The organism is Rummeliibacillus sp. BSL5 (assembly GCF_052928305.1).
The window spans coordinates 789,753-809,338 of record NZ_JAVGCV010000001.1 but is presented as its reverse complement, the minus strand read 5'-3'; the positions used below and the strand labels follow the sequence as shown (position 1 = coordinate 809,338).

The 19,586-nt window shown below is 35.8% G+C and carries 19 protein-coding genes; 14 read left to right on the top strand and 5 right to left on the bottom strand.

Annotated elements, in window-relative coordinates:
• Window positions 1-14: 14 nt before the first annotated feature.
• Window positions 15-1,268 (top strand): dicarboxylate/amino acid:cation symporter, encoded by a 1,254-nt coding sequence (locus tag RCJ93_RS04105; RefSeq protein ID WP_446738460.1) that lies wholly within the window; start codon window positions 15-17, stop codon window positions 1,266-1,268.
• A 224-nt stretch (window positions 1,269-1,492) separates the two neighbouring features.
• Here the strand turns inward: RCJ93_RS04105 and RCJ93_RS04100 are convergent, their stop codons facing one another.
• Window positions 1,493-2,794, bottom strand: a complete 1,302-nt coding sequence (locus RCJ93_RS04100; protein ID WP_446738459.1) for an aminotransferase class I/II-fold pyridoxal phosphate-dependent enzyme — start codon at window positions 2,792-2,794, stop codon at window positions 1,493-1,495.
• A gap of 230 nt (window positions 2,795-3,024) precedes the next feature.
• Complete coding sequence (locus RCJ93_RS04095; protein ID WP_446738458.1) at window positions 3,025-5,085, bottom strand: methyl-accepting chemotaxis protein; 2,061 nt, start codon at window positions 5,083-5,085, stop codon at window positions 3,025-3,027.
• Window positions 5,086-5,353: 268 nt separating this feature from the next.
• Here RCJ93_RS04095 and RCJ93_RS04090 point away from each other — a divergent pair, with 268 nt between their 5' ends.
• The 4 genes from RCJ93_RS04090 to ade all read left to right on the top strand — a co-directional run bounded on the left by RCJ93_RS04090 (window position 5,354) and on the right by ade (window position 9,891).
• Window positions 5,354-5,728: a hypothetical protein gene (locus tag RCJ93_RS04090; RefSeq protein ID WP_251646201.1), complete on the top strand. Its 375-nt coding sequence runs from the start codon at window positions 5,354-5,356 to the stop codon at window positions 5,726-5,728.
• A gap of 16 nt (window positions 5,729-5,744) precedes the next feature.
• A complete protein-coding gene (locus RCJ93_RS04085) occupies window positions 5,745-6,254 on the top strand; it encodes a DNA-deoxyinosine glycosylase (protein ID WP_251646202.1) in 510 nt (169 codons plus the stop codon).
• A gap of 152 nt (window positions 6,255-6,406) precedes the next feature.
• The gene (locus RCJ93_RS04080; protein WP_446738457.1) at window positions 6,407-7,987 is read left to right on the top strand and encodes a long-chain-fatty-acid--CoA ligase; all 1,581 of its coding nucleotides are present in this window, start codon (window positions 6,407-6,409) and stop codon (window positions 7,985-7,987) included.
• A gap of 137 nt (window positions 7,988-8,124) precedes the next feature.
• Window positions 8,125-9,891 carry an adenine deaminase gene (gene ade / locus RCJ93_RS04075; protein ID WP_446738456.1) on the top strand — a complete coding sequence of 589 codons (1,767 nt, stop codon included), beginning with the start codon at window positions 8,125-8,127 and terminating at the stop codon, window positions 9,889-9,891.
• Window positions 9,892-9,935: 44 nt separating this feature from the next.
• Here ade and RCJ93_RS04070 read toward each other — a convergent pair whose 3' ends face one another.
• A complete protein-coding gene (locus RCJ93_RS04070) occupies window positions 9,936-10,259 on the bottom strand; it encodes a hypothetical protein (RefSeq protein ID WP_066786871.1) in 324 nt (107 codons plus the stop codon).
• Between the two features lie 589 nt (window positions 10,260-10,848).
• On the opposite strand from RCJ93_RS04070, the gene RCJ93_RS04065 reads away from it, so the two are divergent.
• The 4 genes from RCJ93_RS04065 to RCJ93_RS04050 all read left to right on the top strand — a co-directional run bounded on the left by RCJ93_RS04065 (window position 10,849) and on the right by RCJ93_RS04050 (window position 14,803).
• The gene (locus tag RCJ93_RS04065; RefSeq protein ID WP_066786874.1) at window positions 10,849-11,421 is read left to right on the top strand and encodes a YitT family protein; all 573 of its coding nucleotides are present in this window, start codon (window positions 10,849-10,851) and stop codon (window positions 11,419-11,421) included.
• Between the two features lie 127 nt (window positions 11,422-11,548).
• Window positions 11,549-13,678, top strand: a complete 2,130-nt coding sequence (gene topB, locus RCJ93_RS04060; RefSeq protein WP_446738455.1) for a DNA topoisomerase III — start codon at window positions 11,549-11,551, stop codon at window positions 13,676-13,678.
• 456 nt (window positions 13,679-14,134) lie between these two features.
• The gene (locus RCJ93_RS04055; protein ID WP_251646206.1) at window positions 14,135-14,317 is read left to right on the top strand and encodes a hypothetical protein; all 183 of its coding nucleotides are present in this window, start codon (window positions 14,135-14,137) and stop codon (window positions 14,315-14,317) included.
• A 300-nt stretch (window positions 14,318-14,617) separates the two neighbouring features.
• Window positions 14,618-14,803, top strand: coding sequence for a hypothetical protein (locus RCJ93_RS04050; RefSeq protein ID WP_066786881.1), 186 nt, complete (start codon window positions 14,618-14,620; stop codon window positions 14,801-14,803).
• A gap of 77 nt (window positions 14,804-14,880) precedes the next feature.
• On the opposite strand, the gene RCJ93_RS04045 is transcribed toward RCJ93_RS04050, so the two are convergent.
• Window positions 14,881-15,477, bottom strand: a complete 597-nt coding sequence (locus RCJ93_RS04045; protein ID WP_251646208.1) for a DUF421 domain-containing protein — start codon at window positions 15,475-15,477, stop codon at window positions 14,881-14,883.
• Window positions 15,478-15,621: 144 nt separating this feature from the next.
• Between RCJ93_RS04045 and RCJ93_RS04040 the strand changes: the two genes are divergently transcribed.
• The gene (locus RCJ93_RS04040; protein WP_251646209.1) at window positions 15,622-16,068 is read left to right on the top strand and encodes a CoxG family protein; all 447 of its coding nucleotides are present in this window, start codon (window positions 15,622-15,624) and stop codon (window positions 16,066-16,068) included.
• 61 nt (window positions 16,069-16,129) lie between these two features.
• On the opposite strand, the gene RCJ93_RS04035 is transcribed toward RCJ93_RS04040, so the two are convergent.
• Window positions 16,130-16,336 (bottom strand): DUF4017 family protein, encoded by a 207-nt coding sequence (locus RCJ93_RS04035; protein WP_150284925.1) that lies wholly within the window; start codon window positions 16,334-16,336, stop codon window positions 16,130-16,132.
• Window positions 16,337-16,794: 458 nt separating this feature from the next.
• Between RCJ93_RS04035 and RCJ93_RS04030 the strand changes: the two genes are divergently transcribed.
• The 4 genes from RCJ93_RS04030 to RCJ93_RS04015 all read left to right on the top strand — a co-directional run bounded on the left by RCJ93_RS04030 (window position 16,795) and on the right by RCJ93_RS04015 (window position 19,439).
• Window positions 16,795-17,226: a DUF1641 domain-containing protein gene (locus RCJ93_RS04030; protein WP_066786888.1), complete on the top strand. Its 432-nt coding sequence runs from the start codon at window positions 16,795-16,797 to the stop codon at window positions 17,224-17,226.
• A 31-nt stretch (window positions 17,227-17,257) separates the two neighbouring features.
• Window positions 17,258-18,442: an NAD(P)/FAD-dependent oxidoreductase gene (locus tag RCJ93_RS04025; protein ID WP_150284288.1), complete on the top strand. Its 1,185-nt coding sequence runs from the start codon at window positions 17,258-17,260 to the stop codon at window positions 18,440-18,442.
• A gap of 66 nt (window positions 18,443-18,508) precedes the next feature.
• The gene (locus RCJ93_RS04020) at window positions 18,509-18,745 is read left to right on the top strand and encodes a hypothetical protein (RefSeq protein WP_147193532.1); all 237 of its coding nucleotides are present in this window, start codon (window positions 18,509-18,511) and stop codon (window positions 18,743-18,745) included.
• A gap of 25 nt (window positions 18,746-18,770) precedes the next feature.
• A complete protein-coding gene (locus RCJ93_RS04015) occupies window positions 18,771-19,439 on the top strand; it encodes an HD domain-containing protein (RefSeq protein ID WP_251646210.1) in 669 nt (222 codons plus the stop codon).
• The last annotated feature ends 147 nt before the right edge of the window (window positions 19,440-19,586 follow it).

Genomic DNA, 19,586 nt, shown 5'->3' with positions numbered 1-19,586 from the left:
AAGGAGGCGTAAAGATGAAGTTGGCTAGAAATATTTTAATCGCGTTAGTTGTCGGCGCAGTTGTCGGTTTAGTGATGAATTTTGCAGCCCCATCCATTTTTCCTAAAGTTGATCAGTATTTCTTTTCCCCACTTGGAACGATCTTCATTAATTTAATTAAAATGCTTGTTGTTCCACTTGTATTCTTTTCTATTGCACTCGGGACGGCAAATATTGGCGATCCAAAGAAACTTGGGAAAATTGGCGTAAAGGCAATTGTCTTTTTCTTAGCGACAACGGCGATTGCTATTATTATTGCAATTGTGTTGGCTTCAGTTATAAAACCAGGAACAGTCGGCACTTTTGCAACAGATGGGCTTCAATACGAAACAAATGAAGCTCCTGCAGTAACTGATACATTATTAAACATTATACCTGCAAATCCTGTTCTAGCATTTGTTGAAGCCAATATGCTTCAAATCATATTCTTCTCTGTTTTTATCGGTATTGCACTGGCATTCTTAGGTGACCGGGTAAAAACTGCATGGAAAGTTATTGATGAAGGTAATGAAATCATGATGTACTTAGTGACATTAGTGATGAAATTTGCTCCGTTCGGTACTTTTGGCTTGATTGCGTCGGCCATTGGAAAACAAGGATTTGATGCAATTAAAGCAATGGGCCTTTATATGATAGTTGTTATTTTAGGGTTGATTGTGCATTTTATTTTCGTCTATGGTGGAGCGGTAAAATTTATGGCGAAGAGGAATCCGATTCAATTTGTCAAAGATTTCTTCCCAGCAATGACTGTCGCATTTAGTACATCAAGTAGTGGAGCAACATTACCGCTTGCAATGGATATTGCACAGAAGAAACTAGGTGTACCTAAATCGATTTCAAGTTTTGTACAGCCACTTGGAGCAACTGTCAATATGGACGGAACAGCTATTATGCAAGGAGTAGCAACTGTCTTTATCGCACAAGTATTCGGGGTGGAATTAACAATTATGCAATTAGCTACAGTTGTTATCATTGCAGTTTTGGCAAGTATTGGTACAGCTGCTGTTCCTGGAGCAGGCTTAATTATGCTCGCAATGGTGTTAAATGCAGTTTCTTTGCCGGTAGAGGGGATTGCTCTCATTATTGGTATTGACCGAATTCTAGATATGGCGCGTACAGCTGTAAACGTTACAGGAGATGCCGTGTGTGCAATGTATGTGGCCAATACAGAAAGTGATTTGGGAGAGGAGAGTGCTGTAAATGAAACTCAATTGCAGCAAGCTCAATAAAAAGTGGTAGTTTTTATGACTATTACAGATGTTTGTCAGAAAAAATATTAGTCCTTCTACAAAATCAATTTTAATTGATTGGTAATCGCATCTACAGCGGAAGTTTTTTGCAAGTTCTCTATTATGATTGAATTCAATTATAATAAAATAAAAAGAAAAACCGGGCATATGTGAATTTTTATCACATGAAGCTCGGTTTTTTATTTTGGTTTTGCCTCTATAAATTATTTAGTCGCTTCTAAATCTTTAATTCCTTGATAGATGCATTCATATAATTCCTCAATATTTTCTTCCTCAATGCATGAGAATGCAACGCGCAAATCTGTATCGCTAAGCGCGATTGTGCCTACTCCATAGTTGTCTAACAAATGTAAGCGGAGTGTATCCGCGTCAACAGATTTTAGATTTAAGCACATGAAATAGCCAGAATTGAATGGATAGTAATCCCATACAGCGTTAAATTTGCTATTATTTAAGACTTCCTTAACACGATTGGCGCGGGCTTTCATGATATCAAATTTCTCTTGTTTTTGAGCTTCAAATTCTGGACTTTGTAAAGCATGAAGCAAGAATGTTTGAGAAGGATGCGAACCGCTTGAAATTGTTGCACGGATAATCCCCATTGTTTTATCTTCTAAAGCAGCTAAGATTGCTTCACTTTTATTTCCGTAAGTGATAAAACCAACTCGGAATCCCCAAATGTATTCTTCTTTTGTAGCGCCATCTACTTTAATTGCTAGGACGCGTTCATGCAAATTGCTCAATGCACCAAATAAAGACTCATGTAAAGAATCCTCAAAGAAAAGGGAGAAGTATGCGTCATCTGTAACAACTACAACATTGATACCAGCATCTGCTGCTTTATGGATAGCAGCCACAATCGCATCGCCTTCATCTTTTAGTGGTGTATAGCCTGTTGGATTGTTTGGGAAATTCAATAAGACTATGGCTTTGCCTTTCTCTTTTTGCGCCATAATCGCATCGTACAATCCATCTGCATTAAATTTATTTTCATTATTATATAAAGGGTAAGTGACAGTATTTGTATGGCGTCGAATGCCAAACACCATATCATAGTTTTCCCAATTTTTATCAGGGATAATAAGCGCATCGCCTTGATCTGCAAATAAATCAGCAACAGTGCTCAAACCATGTGTCAATGCATTCGTCACAATGGGATTGCCAAAGGATTTGCCTTCTAATGAAGGATTTTCCACTAGCATTTTTTTACGCCATTCTGCACGAAGTTGTGGTTTGCCAGCAGGTGGGGCATAAGGATAAAGGTCAGAAGGCTTATAAGCGGATAAAGTTTCTTGAATTACATTTAAATGCATCGGCTGTCCATTCTCAAGAGCAGTTCCGATAGTCGCATTAAATTTATGAGCCTTTTTCCCAGCTTCGGCTGATTGGCTTAGGATTCCTTCTTTTGGATAATATAATGCTTTTCCTAAATCCGATAGCATCTCAAATACAAATGGATTTTCTGATTGAATTTTTTCATTTAATTCTTTTGCTAAACTATGCAAAATTGATCGCCTCTTTTTCTCTATGCTAACGATATTATACATGATTTTATGATGAAAAGGATGGGGGATAGCCAATAATATTGTTATTACTTGAATTTTTTTAAAAAGATAAACCTCGATAGTCTATTTAAAATAAATACAAAAAGAAGCTACAGAAAATGAAGAAATTAAAAGAGAAAAAAAGCAAAAATATGTTAGAGCATTGCCCCTCATATTTTTGCTTTTTATTTTTATTGATTAGTTTTAAATTTAGCTAATGCTGTTTGTAGATCTTCTGCCATTTCACTTAGAGTCTTAGCTGAAGAAGAGATTTCTTCCATAAAGACAGATTGCTGCTCCGCAGCGCTTGCAATGCCTTTAGTATGTTCAAAGGTATTTCTGGTTACTGATGAAATATCATTCATAGCTGCAGTGACTTCTTCTGTACCGGCAGAAATTTCTTCTGCTGCAGCTGAAACTTCAGAAACTTGGTCAGCTATAGTCTGGAATGCATTTGTCATCTGTTTAAATGAACTTCCCGCTGTATTAAGAATAGCAGAGCCTTCATCGACATCTCCTACGCCTTTATTCATTAACTTGGCAGCAGTCGCTGTAGACGATTGCACTTTTTGAATGATAGCAGCGATATGAGAAGAGAATTCCTGTGATTCTGCAGATAATTTTTTCACCTCTGCTGCCACTACTGCAAATCCTTTACCGTGTTCGCCTGCTCGAGCGGCTTCAATTGAAGCATTTAAAGATAATAATTGTGTTTGTGAGGCAATATTGGTGATACCTGATACCATTTCATCAATATTTTTCGAATACACTTCTAACTTTTGGATCTCGCTTGAAGCATCACCAACTGAGTTTCTAATTTGTTCCATTTGGTCCATGGCATGTTGGATATTATTATAGCCTTCTGTTGCTTCATTTGCTGACATGTTTGTCTGTTCAGAAACATTTGTTGTTGACTCTGCAACTCGCTGAACGCCGTTAGCCATTTCTTCCATTGAGTAGGATGTTTGGTCTGCACCCTCAATTTGTTGTTCAGAACCTTTTACAATTTGCTGAGTCGAAGAAGCTACTTCATTTGAAAACTTCACGGTTTCATCTGAGATAGCAGTCAATTCTTCTGAAGAAGCGGCTAATTGTCCAACAGAGTCGTTCACTTGATTAATGGTGTCAGCAAATGAATCAATCATAAGATTAATATCTGTTGCCATTTGTCCAAGCTCATCGCTTGATTGTACTTTCAATCTAGGTGTCAAATCTCCAGTTGCTAGCACTTTAATAACTTTGGACATATACGGTATTGATTGAAGCATTTTTTTAGAAAGCAAATAGACAATTAAAATAAGAAGCAAGCCGCCGATTGCAAAGAATAAAATCATCTTTTTAACATACTCATCTAGACTAGCAAGTGCTATTTTTTGTGGTATAGACGTACCTACTGACCAGCCTGTAGCTGGTACCTGAGAGTAACCGACATATTGTTTCTGTCCTTTAACTGAAGCTAATTGTAGACCTTCTTTTCCAGTTACCATTTTTTGCCCGATTTTTCCCATATCGCCTGTTAAATCAGACAATTTCTTTTCTAAAATTAATTTTTTATCAGGATGATACAAAATGGTTCCATTATTATCTAGTAAAAATGAATAGCCACCTTTACCTAGTTTATAGGACTGCATAATTCCAGGAAGATCATCTAAAAACAAATCAATTGCAACAAATCCTAACGTTTTATTGCCATCTTTTATTTGTTTAATGGCACTTAAAATAACCTTGCCAAACACTTGGTCCATATAAGGTTCAGTAAAGTATACATCATCATCTGCCAAAGCAGGCTGATACCACGGGCGCGTTTTAATATCAAAACTTTTATCCTGCAATAAATCGTTGTTCCCAATTAAGAAGTTCCCATCGATACTGGCAACCCATACCATAGCAATAGACTCATCAGCTTTAGGTATCCTGTCAAGTGATTGCATGACCGTTTTATAATGAGAATCTGTTCTAGCTTCGTTACGTGAATGAGTAGTATGTAAATAGTCCGTAATTTCTTGGTTTGCTGCAATTTGCCGGACAATCGCTTGTTTTTCAGAAAACATGCTATTAACGGACTCTGCAGTGGCATTACTTTTTGTTGAAAGCTCTTCTTCAACATCGTGTATAAGAAGAGATTTCGTATAGGTATAATTCATCACGCCAGTTACTGAAAAAACAATGATGATTGCAACTAGAAGTGAAAGTGACAATTTGGTTGAAATACTTTTTTTCAGCCATGAAAGCGCTAACTTGCTTTTTTTCAATTTTATCTCCTGCCTTAGTAAAATTTTTCTGTAATGTAGTTATTAAACAACTTTATTACTATAAACTAGATTGGCAAATGTAGTCAATACTACTAATTCGATTTTTATTGACAATTCTTTAGTTAAAGAAAATAGATTAGGTATTCAGGCTAAAGAATTACTTTTTAATACACTAATTAGTGGAATCAAACAGCTCATATGTGAAAAAATCCTCGCTATGATATGATAAAAGTAAGCAAAAATATTTAAATAGAAGGGCCGTTATTTTATGAATTCAACAATCAATACCTTACTGGCTGAACAGGGTGAAAATGTTTTAAAAAGCATGAAGGAATTAAAACGTCTCGCCAAGAAAAAAGGAAAAGCTAGATTTGATGCGTTCGAAAAATTTTGTGCGAACCAACATTCTTTTGGCGTATATACATTTACTGATCCAGCTATACAAGAGATGGGTGAGATCAAGGATTTCCAAGAGAATATGGAAGCTTTTAGAGATACCTTCCAGGTAGTTAGTACAGACTTTGACGCAACAATGGATATTTCTTTAGTAGATTCTATTTATGAAGCAACCTTCACTTCTTATAATGAGATGGTTATTGAATTTAATTTGTTGGACCGCAGACTAGATGCCAAAAGATTTTAGAAAAGGTGGTTGAAGAATGCCAATTCATAATGTTTTGGAGCCAATTATCGACCAAGATACCCGTGTGCTGATTCTTGGTTCTATGCCCAGCCAACAATCGCTTACCAAGCAGCAATATTATGGCAATCCCCGCAACCATTTTTGGCCAATTATAGGTGAAATTCTAGGTTCTGATATTCCAAATGACTATCAACTGAAAATCCAACTTCTTATTCAGCACAGGATTGGCTTGTGGGACACTATACAATCCTGTGAACGGCAGGGAAGCCTTGATTCTACGATTAAAGAGATCGTTCCGAATGATTTAAGTAAAATACTTAGAATATATCCATCTATTCGCTTGATCTTATTTAATGGAGGAAAGTCTTTTGATGTATTTAAAAAGTATATTGGTTTAGATTTTTTAAAAGATGTAGATGTTGATTTTGCAAAAATGCCTTCCACTAGTCCAATACCTGGAAAGAACATCAAATCATTCAATGAAAAGATAGAAGAGTGGCGGATAATAGAAAGGTATATATCATAAACAAGTGCGAATAATTCACTGGTTTTTTGTATGCATTATACTAGAAGAGTATTTTTTACACTATAAAAAGTCGTAAGCAAGGTTTTTAATGACATAATTATCTGAATATTGTAAAATAAATGGTATATTAAAAGATAATGAGGTGTAGGACGATGAATGTGCCATTAGTGCTTACAGATTTTTTAGATCGTGCAGTGGATTTTTATGGAGAGAAAAAAGCGATTATAGATGAAAATAGAGAGCTTACATACAATGAGCTGAATGGTCGGGTAAACCGATTATCACGGGGGATGCATTCAATGGGAGTTAAAAAAGGCGATCATGTTGCTTATTTAGCTTCTAATACGATTGAAATGTATGAAGGTTTTTATGCCATCTATCAATTGGGAGCAGTCATGGTACCTCTTAATATTCGACTGAAACCTGAAGACTATCTATTTATCCTAAATCATAGTGAATCAAAAATATTGTTTGTTGATCAAGATTTTTATCATTTAATTTTACCTATTAAAGATAAACTAGAAACAGTAGAGCATATTGTAGTTCATTATAAAGAGAATGGAACATCCGAACTTAGTTATGATGAGTGGCTTACTGGTTTTAGTGAAGCTCCTTTTCCAAGAGAGCCGCTTGAAGAAAATGACATAGCAAGCCTCTTATATACAAGTGGAACAACAGGCGATCCAAAGGGTGTGATGCTAACACATAGAAACAATTACTTACATGCAATTACAACAATGCACCATTTACGAGTGACAGATGAAGATGTGCTCCTTCATGTTTTACCGATGTTCCATGTGAATGGATGGGGGTCACCATTTTATTATACAGCCAATGGAGCAACCCAAATATTTTTACGAAAATCTTCTCCAAAAGCAATTTTTGATGAAATCGCTGAACACAATGTCTCCGTTGTCCATATGGCTCCTACCGTATTAAACAGTTTAATTCAATATTTCGATGAAGAACAGCCTGAACGATCTGATAAACTTCGTGTAGTAATAGCGGGTTCTGCTCCTCCAGTAGCATTTGTAGAAAAAGTAGAAAAGGAAATCGGATGGGAATTTGTCCAAGTATATGGCATGACAGAATCCTCGCCACTAAGTACAATTTCACGTATATTACCTCAATATGAGCATCTACCAAAAGAGGTAAAGTATGAATTAAAGGCGAAAGCCGGAACACCCATGATTGGCACAAAAGTAAAAGTTGTAGATGAATTAGGTGAAGAAGTGCCACACGATGGGGAAACAGTCGGAGAAGTCATTGTTCGAGGCAATGGTGTAATGAAAGGATATTGGAAAAATGAACAAGCTACACTTCAAACAGTCAAAGATGGTTGGCTGCATACAGGAGATGTAGGCCATATAAATGAAATGGGCTATTTAACTATTACGGATCGTAAAAAAGATATCATTATAAGCGGTGGCGAGAATATTTCATCTATAGAAGTAGAAGGCGTCTTGTATGACCATCCAGATATCCTTGAAGCTGCTGTAATCGCTGTTCCGCATGAAAAATGGGGAGAGACCCCACATGCATACATTGTATTACGGAAAGGTAGCACATTAACAGAGTCTGAGGTAATTGAGTTCTCTCGATCAAAATTAGCGCATTTTAAAGCAATTACAAGTGTTACATTTATTGATGAATTACCTAAAACAGCTTCTGGCAAAATTCAAAAAGTGCATTTGCGCACTAATTATTCAGATAGCACTCATATTCATAAATGATGGTAAGAAGAGTTCACTTTCTCTTGAAGTGAACTCTTCTTACATAAATGGATTTACATTTTTTTCTTTCAATTCATTTTTTTATAAGGGTGGCATATAAAGGTAGTGATTGATCAATTATAAAAGGAGGTTTTTAGATGAATAAAGAAGAAGTGGATAGCAAAATACAAAAAGTTAAAGATAAGATTTCAAGCTCTCAGCATAAAAAGCAAGCAGATTTTATTTTACGTAACGCAAAAGTAGCGGATGTGTTTAACCTTGTTTGGCGAAAGGCTGACATCGTAGTGAAAAATGAAATGATTGTAGCGATTGATGAAGAGGGTAAATTTGAAGCTTTAGAAGAAGAAGATGCGAAAGGCCAACATGTTATTCCTGGGTTGATAGACACTCACATCCATATAGAATCCACTTTACTACCCCCTTCTGAGTTTAGCCGTGTAATCTTACCATTTGGCGTTACGACTGCTATTACAGATCCCCACGAAATTGCAAATGTTGCAGGTACGCTCGGGGTTCAATATATGCTTTTAAGTGCACGTCAGGCAGAAATGGATATATATACAATGGTCCCTTCCAGTGTCCCTGCTGCTTCTTTTGAACATGCTGGCGCTAAACTAGATGCAGAAGCTGTTGGGCTGTTTATGAATGAATATGATGTGCTTGGATTAGCTGAAGTAATGGATTATGAAGCTTTTTTCAAGAGAGAAGATGATATCCTAAAAAAGATTGTGGAAACCAAGAACCTTGGAAAACTTGTAGATGGTCATGCAGCTGAATTGACGAAGACTCAAATTCGAGGTTATCGGGCGGCTGGCATACATACCGATCATGAAAGTATTTCAGCAAAAGAAGCAAGTATTCGTGTACAACAAGGGATGTATGTTCTTATGAGAGAAGGGTCCGCTGCTAAAAATGTTTTATCTATTTTACCCGCTGTTACCGCAACTAACGCTAGGCGATTTTGTTTTTGTACCGATGATAAGCATGTTGATGAACTAATGAAAGAAGGCAGTATTAATCATGCTGTATCAATTGCGATTGAAGCAGGAATGGAGCCGTTGTTAGCAATACAAATTGCTACGTTAAATGCGGCTGAATGCTATAAGCTAAATAAAAAAGGTGCATTAGCAGAGGGATATCTAGCAGATTTTGTGCTTTTAAAGGATTTAAAAAAATGCGAATCTCAAGCTGTATGGAAAAGTGGAAAAAAAGTCGCTGAAAATGGAAAAATGCTAACTGAGAGAAAAAAAAGAATCCCTGTACCTCATTCAATTTTACACTCCGTAAAACTGCCACTCGTGAAAAAGGAAGATTTGGCGATACCACTTAACCCGAACGAGCAAGTGCATATAATTGAAATTATCCCAAATGAATTAGAGACAAAATTAAAAGTAGAAAAAGTTCCTGTGAAAAATAATGAATTTGACCCTTCACTTAAAGAAGATTTATTAAAATTAGCTGTCATTGAACGTCATCATAATCTAAATTGTATAGGAAAGGGCATTGTCAAAGGTATAGGGATAAAAAGGGGAGCTATTGCTACAACATTTGCACATGATTCTCATAACTTGATTGTATGTGGAACGAATGATGAAGATATGCTGCTAGCTATAAATGAAATAAATAAGATACAAGGCGGCTATGCGATTACAGCAGATGGTGAAGTGTTGAGTTCAATCCCTCTGCCTATCGGTGGATTAATGTCAGATCTAGACGCAAAAGCAGTAGCGGATAAAATGAAAGATCTTCATAAGGCACTAGGTAAAATAGATACAAACCTATCATTTCATTTGTTTATTACACTCTCGTTTCTTGCACTACCTGCCATTCCAGCTTTAAGACTGACTGATCAAGGATTATTTAATACGAAAGAGTTCAAATTCATTCCATTAAATCATAAATAAACTATGTAAAGCAGATTCCTTTAAAAGGAATCTACTGTTAAGCTTTACAAGAACAACCGAACTAAAAAGAGAAGGATAGATAATGCGATTAACACAAGCCCTATCCAAACAAGGACGACTGAACTAAATATTAGCCCGATAAATAATAAGAGTAGCCCTATATTGAATAGGTAAAACTGCCAATTTTCCAATTCTCCGGAATTAGTATATTGATATGCATAGCCAATTACTGCATTAGAAAGCCATCCGAGTATAAGCAGGTGTGCATAAATCACCCAATCATATGTGTCGGTTGCATACATATAGATTCCGTAGCCTACGCTAATTGCAAAATAGATAGATGCTATTCTCAACCAACTAGAAACCATACATTTTCACCTCCTATTCTTTGTATAATATGCTTGTTCATTGCTCAGAGGTTGGGTTAAATGGCAATGCATCAATACTCATAAAAGGGGTTGAATTAAAGGACTCAGTGCATATATCAAACTATTCCAGAACTACATTTTTGAAGAGTATATAAAAAGAGACATTGTCTAATGTAGAACAGACAATGTCTCTTTTATAAGGCTAGAATTAATTGCTATGGGGTTTTTATAAATCATGAAAGATAAACATTTATTTTTCTTAAAAATATTTCAAGATTAAATAAGAACGATTCACTAGGTGCCGTAATATCCTGACTAACCATTGGATAACAATGTAAATGTGACTCAATTCTTTAAAGGCAATTTTTATTGCTGTTTCGCTAAAAAGACCGACAATCCCTTCTCCTAAAAGAGCAGCCATGATAGGGCCTGTTTTAAATTAATCTTCTGTAACTTTTTTTCATGGTGTACTTCAGAAAAGACAAACCAAAAATCATAAGGGTGGGAAGGCAATTCTATATTAATTTATCTACTCATAAGATTAACTAATAAATATTTGCAAGGAGGCGGCATTGTTCTGCTTAGAAAGATGAAAATTATATTTAGTGGCAGTATCTTACTATCCATAGGAATTAATTTATTTTTGGCACCTAATCAAATATTGGACGGTGGCTTTATTGGATTATCATTAATTCTCTATTATCTTTACAATTTAACACCTGGATTAATGATAATCATCTTAAGTATACCTGTCTTTATTATTGCATGGTTTAAAAATCGTGCTTATCTTTATAATAGTATCCATGGCTTAATTATTTCTTCTTTGATGATTGATTTATTTAAGCCTTTACGAGTACTTATGCGGATGGATGCCATGTTTAGTGCAATAATCGGAGGTATACTTATAGGCCTTGGCATTGGAATCATGTTACGTGCGGGTATCAGTACTTGTGGTAGTGATTTGCTTGCTCTCTTTATTAATGGAAAAACCGGTCTAAATGTAGGCCTGCTCATTTTTATCTTTGATAGTTTCGTCATCACGCTTGGCGGGTTATTGCTTTCTGCGAATACATTCTTGCTATCGATTGTGGCTATCTTCTTTGCGGGCATGACAACCAGCTTAGTAACAAGTAGAACATTTACCAGAACATTGGCGTCTTGAAATTCGCAATTGGCAGGTTATTTCTTAAACAACATATATTGATTTATTTCTATAAGAGTAGCATTATAAGAATATGTGTTCTTTCAAGGGCTGACAGTCAAAGTTAAGGAGAGAGACAGGAGGTTGAATGACAATAGAACAAGTTGTTATACTCGCGGAAAAACCTTCGCAGGCTAAGGCTTATGCAGAGGCTTTTCAAGTTGCTAGAAAAACAAAACATTACATAGAATTAAAACCTTCTCCAGTTTTACCTCATGGAGCAACGATTACATGGGGTATCGGCCATTTGGTAGAACTAAAGCAGCCTGCTGATTATAAAGCTGAATGGAAGCGCTGGTCGCTTTCACAATTACCCATGATTCCGGATCGCTATGAATTTAGAGTAGGGAAGGGAAAGTGGGAACAATTTCAAGAGGTGAAACGGTTGTTCAAGGAGGCGAGCCTCTTAATTAATGCTTGTGATGTCGATCGGGAAGGTTCTAATATCTTTTATTCTATATTAAAACAGACAGGTGTAAGAAATAAGCCAGTTCAAAGGCTCTGGATTAATTCCTTAGAAGCAGAGGAAATCAGAAAAGGTTTCTCAAACTTACGCGATAACCGAAAAGATCTGTTGCTCTATCAAGAAGCGCAAACACGCCAAATTAGTGATTGGCTAGTCGGCATGAATGCAAGCCGTTTATATACAATGCTTCTGAAAGCAAAAGGGTACAATGAAACGATGTCCATTGGCCGTGTTCAGTCACCAACTGTTTTTATGATTTATCAGAGACACCTCGAGATTGAAGATTTTAAGCCTGCCAAATTTTATGAGCTAACTGGTGAATTTGCTTCGCAGCAAGGAAAATACCAAGGGAAAGCTAATATAAAAAAGGACAAGCGTGAAGAAGTAGAAGAATTGTTGAAGCAAGCAGGAGTGCAAGAAAATACTCCGTTGAATGGTATTGTTAAAGATGTAAAGAAAGTAAAGAAGTCCATTAGACCGCCAAAGTTGCATTCACTTTCTACATTACAAGCAAAAGCCAACAAGATGTGGAAATATAGCCCGGCAAAGGTGTTGGAAATCGCTCAATCCTTGTATGAAAAAAAACTGATTTCTTACCCACGCTCAGATTGCCAATACATTACGGATGCAGAATTTAACTATCTTTCTGGAGGGCTATCAGGATATCAACAACTCATCGGCCAGCAATTTAAAGCAACTCATACTAAACCACAAAGAAGATATGTTGATGGATCTAAAGTGGAAGAGCATTATGCTATTATTCCTACTAAAACGATTCCTACTTCAGCTAAGTTAAACGGCTTATCGCTTCAAGAAAAAAATCTCTACCTAGAGGTAGTCCGTACGACTATTTCAATGTTCCACCATGACTATCTATATGAAGAGACAACCATTATTACAGATGTAGTTGGTATTGAGTTTAAGACTACAGGAAAAATTGAACTTGTTCGAGGCTTTCAGGAATTATGGCCAGCTCCAGCGAAAAAGAAAGAAGAACCGTATTTGCCTAAAGTTTTAAAGAATGAAAGTGTGGAGGCTATTCTTCATATCCATGAAGGTACTACCCAACCCCCAAAACCTTATACAGAAGGCCAACTAATTCAAATGATGAAAACCTGTGGTAAAATAATCGAGGATTCAGGAGAAAGTGATATTTTGAAAGAGGTGGAGGGTTTAGGGACAGAGGCTACGCGAGCAGGTATTATTGAAACAATAAAAAAACACGGTTATATTGATGTCGCCAAAAACATTGTTTCCATCACAGATAAAGGACGCATACTCTGTGAAACATTAGAAGGCTCACTTCTCGCAAGTCCATCTATGACTGCTAAATGGGAAAACTATTTGCGTAAAATTGGAAATAATACTGGCACGCAAGAAGCTTTTTTAAACAGTGTGAAAAAATTCCTACATCATTTGATAGAGACCACGCCTGATAAAGTGGAGAAGACTGCAATTCAGATCCCACAAGAATCTTTGCGTAAAGAAAAAATAGATATTCTATGTCCACTTTGCCATAAGGGCAAGCTGGTCTCGCAAAAAAATTTTTATGGTTGTTCTCACTATAAAGAAGGTTGTAGCTTAATTATATCTAAAAGAGTGGCCAGCAAAATGCTATCACCAAACCAGATTAAAGAACTATGCCAGAATGGAATCACGAAAGAAATCAAGGGTTTTAAATCCAAAAAAGGTACGACCTTTTCGGCTCAGTTAAAGCTTGAACAAGGGAAAGTAACCTTTGTATTTAATTAGTGGTTGTTATTAAAAGGAAATCGATAGATATACTGGTCGTTTCATATTTGTTAATTTAATAGTTATTCAATTGGGTTGACAATTCGAGAAAAGTAAGAGATAATGTAATTTATGCTGATTAGCTAATTTTAAAGTTATTGGCATTCTACGATGTGTTTTTGAAGATACTTATTCATACTGGCGTGGCTATAGGGCTACAAGGACGCGAAAGTAGGTAGGGTTCGCGTTGCTTAAGTTAGAGAACTTTCCAGTAGGATTTTACCGCGGCAACAGTAAACGTGATAGATATTCCCCGGATGATCGGGTTGAAATAAGAACTTTTTTAAATTAGCTAATAAAATATCAAATCCAAAGGGTATATTTGCCATAACGGCAGATATACCCTTTGTCCAATTTAGGGAGTTTATCCGCATGAATGAATGCTTTTTGTGCATTCTAGATGTGGAGGTGAAAAACATGACTAACAACAAAAAGAAAAAGTCAAACAATTTAGACCGTGAGGAATTTGGTTACGGCTATGATATAAGTCCAGACGATTTAGATGTAATAGGGCAAAATAACTCAGCAAAAGCTAAAAATGATAATGAAAACAAGGATAGACCAACAAATAAAACAAATCCTTCACGTCTCAACGAATAATTAAAAGTATTTATTTGATTCAATGTATTGTTCCAATTAGGCAATTTTTCTACAGGTATAAGAACTCGAAAGTAGTTAGGGTTCGCATTGCTTAACTTAGAGGAAAGAACTTATAGCAGGATTTAACTGCGGTAGCAAGATTGGCCAGGATAAAATAAGAATTTTTTTGATATTAGCTTATAGAATATCGATTCAAGGGGTATATATGCATAACGGCAGATATACCCCTTGTCCACTTGTGGGCATTTATCTGCATGAATGAGTGCTTTTCGAGCATTCTAGATGTGGAGGTGAAGAAACATGGCAAACAATGAAAAGAAAAATTTATCTACCAAGAAAGAAGATCGTGAGGAATCTGGTTTGAGTTTTGATTTGAATCCAGATGATTTTGAGGAAACAAAACATGATAATGCTGCCAAGGCGAAAAGTGATACGTATAATGTAGGTAAACAAACTGAGGCAGATACTTCTAAAAACAACGATTAAATAAAAAGTGCCCATTTGATACAATTTATTTATTGTACCGTTTGGGCACTTTTTTAAGCTTTTAATGTGAAGTAATCTTATTGAAGATAATCAGGATGATCATATTCTTTAGGCTTTTCAGTTAATTCATCAAAAATAGTGGGTTGTTGTGTTGCAGCATCAGTAGTTGTTTGTGAAGAAATATCTCGTTGGTAAGTTTCCATTATTTTTTTAAATTCTCCAACAGTTAAGGGTTTGGCTTCATCCATTAATTCGTAACCAAGCAAACCATTAGGTTCAATAGTAGCCGTTTTAATATCTTGATAACGCGATACACCTTGGTTGCGAAGTCGCATTTCCAACTGGTCTATTGTCAATCGAACTTTCTTGATGTTACGAATGTTTAATTTTCCATTTTCGATCACCACTTTGCTTTTTCCCGTAATAAGTTTTTCTATGGCATTAAACTTTAATTGAAGATATTCTAAAAAAAGAACTAATAATACAAGAATTCCTACAGCCATAATTGTATGAGTGATTCCTTGACCTGCAATCGGTTGGACAAGAATTGTTCCAGTAGAAATCATTAAGATGGTGGTGCTTAAGTTCATCTGTGAAATGGATTTTCTGCCTGAAATTCTTAATAAGATTACACCTGATAAAATGAGAAGCAACGTTTTCAAGATTAATGCCACATCATTCACTCTTTTCAATTGAATTTGTCTTTTTAAACTGTGCAATAATTGTATTGCTATACGAATTATGGTTTTGCAGTATTCCTTTGAAATGTTTTTATGTATAATGATGATGGACTAAAAATATAGAAAGTAGTGATCATAATGGCAACAGCTTCACACACAGTAGAAGTAAATGTTCCACAAAAAGATGTCTGGGATTTTGTTAGCAAAATGGAAAATTGGGCAACTTTAGTGCCTGGCTATAGAGAACATGAAATGATCGATGAGCAACATTCAAATTGGACATTTGCAGGAAATGTTGGTGTATTGAAAAAAGAAGTAAAAGTGGAGATTACTATCACAAGCTGGGATGAGCCTAATAAAATTTCATTTACATTAACAGGTTTGACTGATAAGTTTACTGGTAACGGTTACTTTGAAGGAGAAGCAATTAGTGAAGAAAAAACGAAAATGACTGGTTATCTAGAGGTGAAAGCTGGAGGGTTTGCTGCACCTGTGTTAAACCCGATTTTCCAAGCTGTTCTGCCAAAGGCAACAAGTATGTTGACGAATCGTGTAGCTAATCGGATCGGTTTAGTACACGTATAAGAGAAAACAGTATTTGAAGGTTTTACATACACGTATGTATTTAAAAAAGAATGGATTGCTTTTAGCAATCCATTCTTTTTTTTGCTTCTGGTGTTTTTTTCTTTAAAATGAACATGATCAAGGAAACAATGAACAACATGGGTATTGCGTAAATTTGACCAACAAATAATTTCCAGCCGACTGAATTGTATCCTTCAGGAGCTGGGAGGGTGGTACAAATTATACAAACAATCAGATAAGCTAGTACAGGGGGGACAAAGTAATTCATTTTCATATACAACTGCCTCCTAGCCTTTATCGTACTCTAAGTTATTTCTATTTCTACTATTTTATTCTATCATATACATTTCGTTCCTGAAATAGATTTCAATAATATAAAGAAATTAATTATATAAAATTTACCAAAAGAAAACTATGCATTTTGACTTTTTTCACAGAAAATACTCTTTTAAGATGGAAAGTCTGTGAAGAAAGGTGTATTATTCATTATGTAGGTTAAAAGTGGGGAGAATACTCCATTTAAATATTCGAAGCATACTGATTTTCAAGGCGCTTAACATGATTGGCAAACACACTTTTTGAGTGAAAGTGTGTAATTTGGATGTGTTTTGGCATGCTTGGCCAAAAGCGTCTTATTGTTAGATGTCTAAGGATTGTCAAGTAATGCTTCTTTAGGTTACTTTGAAATATGTAGTTAATAATAGTTATTGCAAAGGAGAATTGGATATGTCAGAAACGACTAATCAATTACAAGCTGAACAAAAAGCTGTAAGCCAAGAAAAACTGGATGTATTGGATCAATTATTGAAACCTGAGGTACAAGAATCAATCACTGCTTTGGTTAATGAATTGCCAAAATTGACAGAAATGATGACTACTCTTACAAAAGTTTATGACTTAGCTCAATCTTTAACAACAGATGAAGTTTTGAAAAACGATATCGTTGGTGCTGTTAGTGAAATGGCCAACCCAGTAGTAAAATCTGCTAAAGGACTAGCAGCAACAGCAATCGAAGCGAAAGACCGTGCTGATGCTAGCACTGAAACAATTGGCCTTTTCGGTATGCTTCGCTTGATTAAAGAACCTCAAGTACAACAACTTTTCCGTTTTGCGAATGCTTTCATCCAAGTGAACGAAGAACATAAACATTTAAAATAGAATTATTAATTCTGAACATGGAGGATTTATTATGTCAAAAAAAATCATCATTTTAGGCGGAGGATACGGTGGCGTTTTAGCTGCATTAACATTCCGCAAATACGCAACAAAAGATGACGCGGAAGTAACGGTTGTCAACCAATTTCCTACTCATCAAATTATTACAGAACTTCACCGTTTAGCTGGCGGCACAATCAATGAAAAAGCAGTTTCTTTCCCACTTGAAAAATTATTCAAAGGTAAAGACATTGACCTTCACATTGCTAAAGTGACTGAAATTTCTCCAGACGGCAAATTCGTTAAATTAGATGATGGTTCATCTCTTTCTTTCGATATCCTTGTAGTTGCACTTGGCAGCCAAACAGGATTCTTCGGAATTCCAGGACTTGAAGAAAACAGTATGGTACTTAAATCTGTTAACGATGCAAACAATATCTTCAACCATATTGAATCAAAAATTAAAGCTTATGCAGAAACAAAAGATCCTGCAGATGCAACTATCGTAATCGGTGGAGGCGGCTTGACTGGTATTGAACTTGTCGGTGAAATTATCGACAATATGCCAAAAGTTGCTGAAAAATATGGTGTAGACTTTAAAGAGTTCAATGTAAAATTAGTTGAAGCAGGTCCAAAAGTGCTTCCTGTATTACCAGATACTTTAATTGAACGAGCTACTGAATCTTTATCAAAACGCGGTGTTGAATTCTTAACAGGACTTCCTGTTACTTCTGTAGAAGGTAACCAAATTTCATTAAAAGATGGTCAAGTGATCGTTGCCAATACATTTGTATGGACAGGCGGAGTTGCAGCACTTCCAGTAGTAGCAGAGTCTGGCTTAGAAGTAGATCGTGGTAAAGCAACAATTAACGAATTCTTACAATCTACTTCACATCCTGATGTATTCGTAGTAGGTGACTCTTCTGTTATGATTCCTGAGCCAGGTGCACGTCCACTGTATGCTCCAACAGCTCAAGTAGCATGGCAAATGGGTGAAACAGCGGGTTATAACTTGTTTGCTCTATTGAAAGGTCAACCAATGAAAACATTTGTAGCAGTGAACTCTGGTACACTTGCATCTTTAGGCCGTAAAGATGGCGTAGCAACAGTTGGTGCTAATAATACACAACTAAAAGGTTTGTCAGCTACGTTAATGAAAGAAGCAAGTAATATTCGCTACTTATCACATATTAAAGCATTATACGGATTAGCTTACTAAGCCGATGATAGCAAAACCGACTTCTTTAATGGAAGTCGGTTTTTTTAAACAAAAGAGGGTGGCAGAATGAAACAACAAATTACCATTATTGATTATGCCTTTCACGGGCCGATAACCTGTTTTATTCATGTTCAAGGATATGACGAAACAAAAGAACAAAAATTTTCAGGAATGATACGTATGGTGGATGGTACACCATATGGAGATATAATTAGCAAAAACAAGAGTCCTTTATCAGCTGAATGCATTCAGTCTATAAAAGACTATGTTATTCAGAAATATAAAAATGGCTATTTTATATAAGTAAGCTTTAAAGGAGGTAAAGAAATTGAATACATACGGAAGTGCTGCTAAAGAAAAAATTATTAACTCAGCAAGAGAATTTGTATACGCAGAACTGGGTGGAGATAGTAGTGGCCATGATTGGTGGCATGTTCACAGAGTAACAGAATTGGCGATGACAATTGCTGAAAAAGAAAGTGCAAATATTTTTATATGTGAGCTTGCAGCCTTATTGCATGATGTCGCAGATGAAAAATTAAATAAAAATGAAGAAACTGGAATTAATAAAGTTAAACTATGGTTGAAAGATAATGGAGTGGATGATGTCACTGCAGCTGACATTCTAGAAATCATTACGACTATGTCATTTAAAGGTGGAACACAGAAAAAAGAAATGAGTACTCTAGAGGGTAAAATTGTACAAGATGCAGATAGATTAGACGCAATGGGTGCCATAGGTATCTCTAGAGTTATGTGCTATGCGGGCTTTAAAGGGCGACCAATACATCACCCTGATATGAAACCTAGAGATAACTTAACATTGGAAGAATATCGTTCAGGTAAAGATACAGCTATTATGCATTTTTATGAGAAATTATTAAAACTGAAAGACACAATGAATACTAATATGGGTAAGGACCTAGCAGAAGGAAGGCATCAATTCCTAGAAACTTATTTAGAACAATTTTATGCTGAATGGGATGCCAAAAGGTAATATTATTCGTATTGAAGATAGCTAACATGGAACTACAGCTCATTGTAAATTTTTTACAGGTGTCTGTGGTTTTTGTTTTTTAATATTATTTTACGGCCATTCGTATTCAAGCTCTAATTTATGCTAGTTCATCGAGTTTACTATGGC

Excerpts from the sequence above, each read along its gene's own strand:
- RCJ93_RS04035 (WP_150284925.1), bottom strand. The coding sequence starts at position 16,336 with ATGAATTACTTTGTCCCCCCTGTACTAGCTTATCTGATTGTTTGTATA.
- RCJ93_RS04040 (WP_251646209.1), top strand. The coding sequence starts at position 15,622 with ATGGCAACAGCTTCACACACAGTAGAAGTAAATGTTCCACAAAAAGAT.
- topB (WP_446738455.1), top strand. The coding sequence starts at position 11,549 with ATGACAATAGAACAAGTTGTTATACTCGCGGAAAAACCTTCGCAGGCT.
- ade (WP_446738456.1), top strand. The coding sequence starts at position 8,125 with ATGAATAAAGAAGAAGTGGATAGCAAAATACAAAAAGTTAAAGATAAG.
- RCJ93_RS04025 (WP_150284288.1), top strand. The coding sequence starts at position 17,258 with ATGTCAAAAAAAATCATCATTTTAGGCGGAGGATACGGTGGCGTTTTA.
- RCJ93_RS04080 (WP_446738457.1), top strand. The coding sequence starts at position 6,407 with ATGAATGTGCCATTAGTGCTTACAGATTTTTTAGATCGTGCAGTGGAT.
- RCJ93_RS04070 (WP_066786871.1), bottom strand. The coding sequence starts at position 10,259 with ATGGTTTCTAGTTGGTTGAGAATAGCATCTATCTATTTTGCAATTAGC.
- RCJ93_RS04050 (WP_066786881.1), top strand. The coding sequence starts at position 14,618 with ATGGCAAACAATGAAAAGAAAAATTTATCTACCAAGAAAGAAGATCGT.
- RCJ93_RS04065 (WP_066786874.1), top strand. The coding sequence starts at position 10,849 with ATGAAAATTATATTTAGTGGCAGTATCTTACTATCCATAGGAATTAAT.
- RCJ93_RS04090 (WP_251646201.1), top strand. The coding sequence starts at position 5,354 with ATGAATTCAACAATCAATACCTTACTGGCTGAACAGGGTGAAAATGTT.
- RCJ93_RS04020 (WP_147193532.1), top strand. The coding sequence starts at position 18,509 with ATGAAACAACAAATTACCATTATTGATTATGCCTTTCACGGGCCGATA.
- RCJ93_RS04055 (WP_251646206.1), top strand. The coding sequence starts at position 14,135 with ATGACTAACAACAAAAAGAAAAAGTCAAACAATTTAGACCGTGAGGAA.
- RCJ93_RS04030 (WP_066786888.1), top strand. The coding sequence starts at position 16,795 with ATGTCAGAAACGACTAATCAATTACAAGCTGAACAAAAAGCTGTAAGC.
- RCJ93_RS04105 (WP_446738460.1), top strand. The coding sequence starts at position 15 with ATGAAGTTGGCTAGAAATATTTTAATCGCGTTAGTTGTCGGCGCAGTT.
- RCJ93_RS04085 (WP_251646202.1), top strand. The coding sequence starts at position 5,745 with ATGCCAATTCATAATGTTTTGGAGCCAATTATCGACCAAGATACCCGT.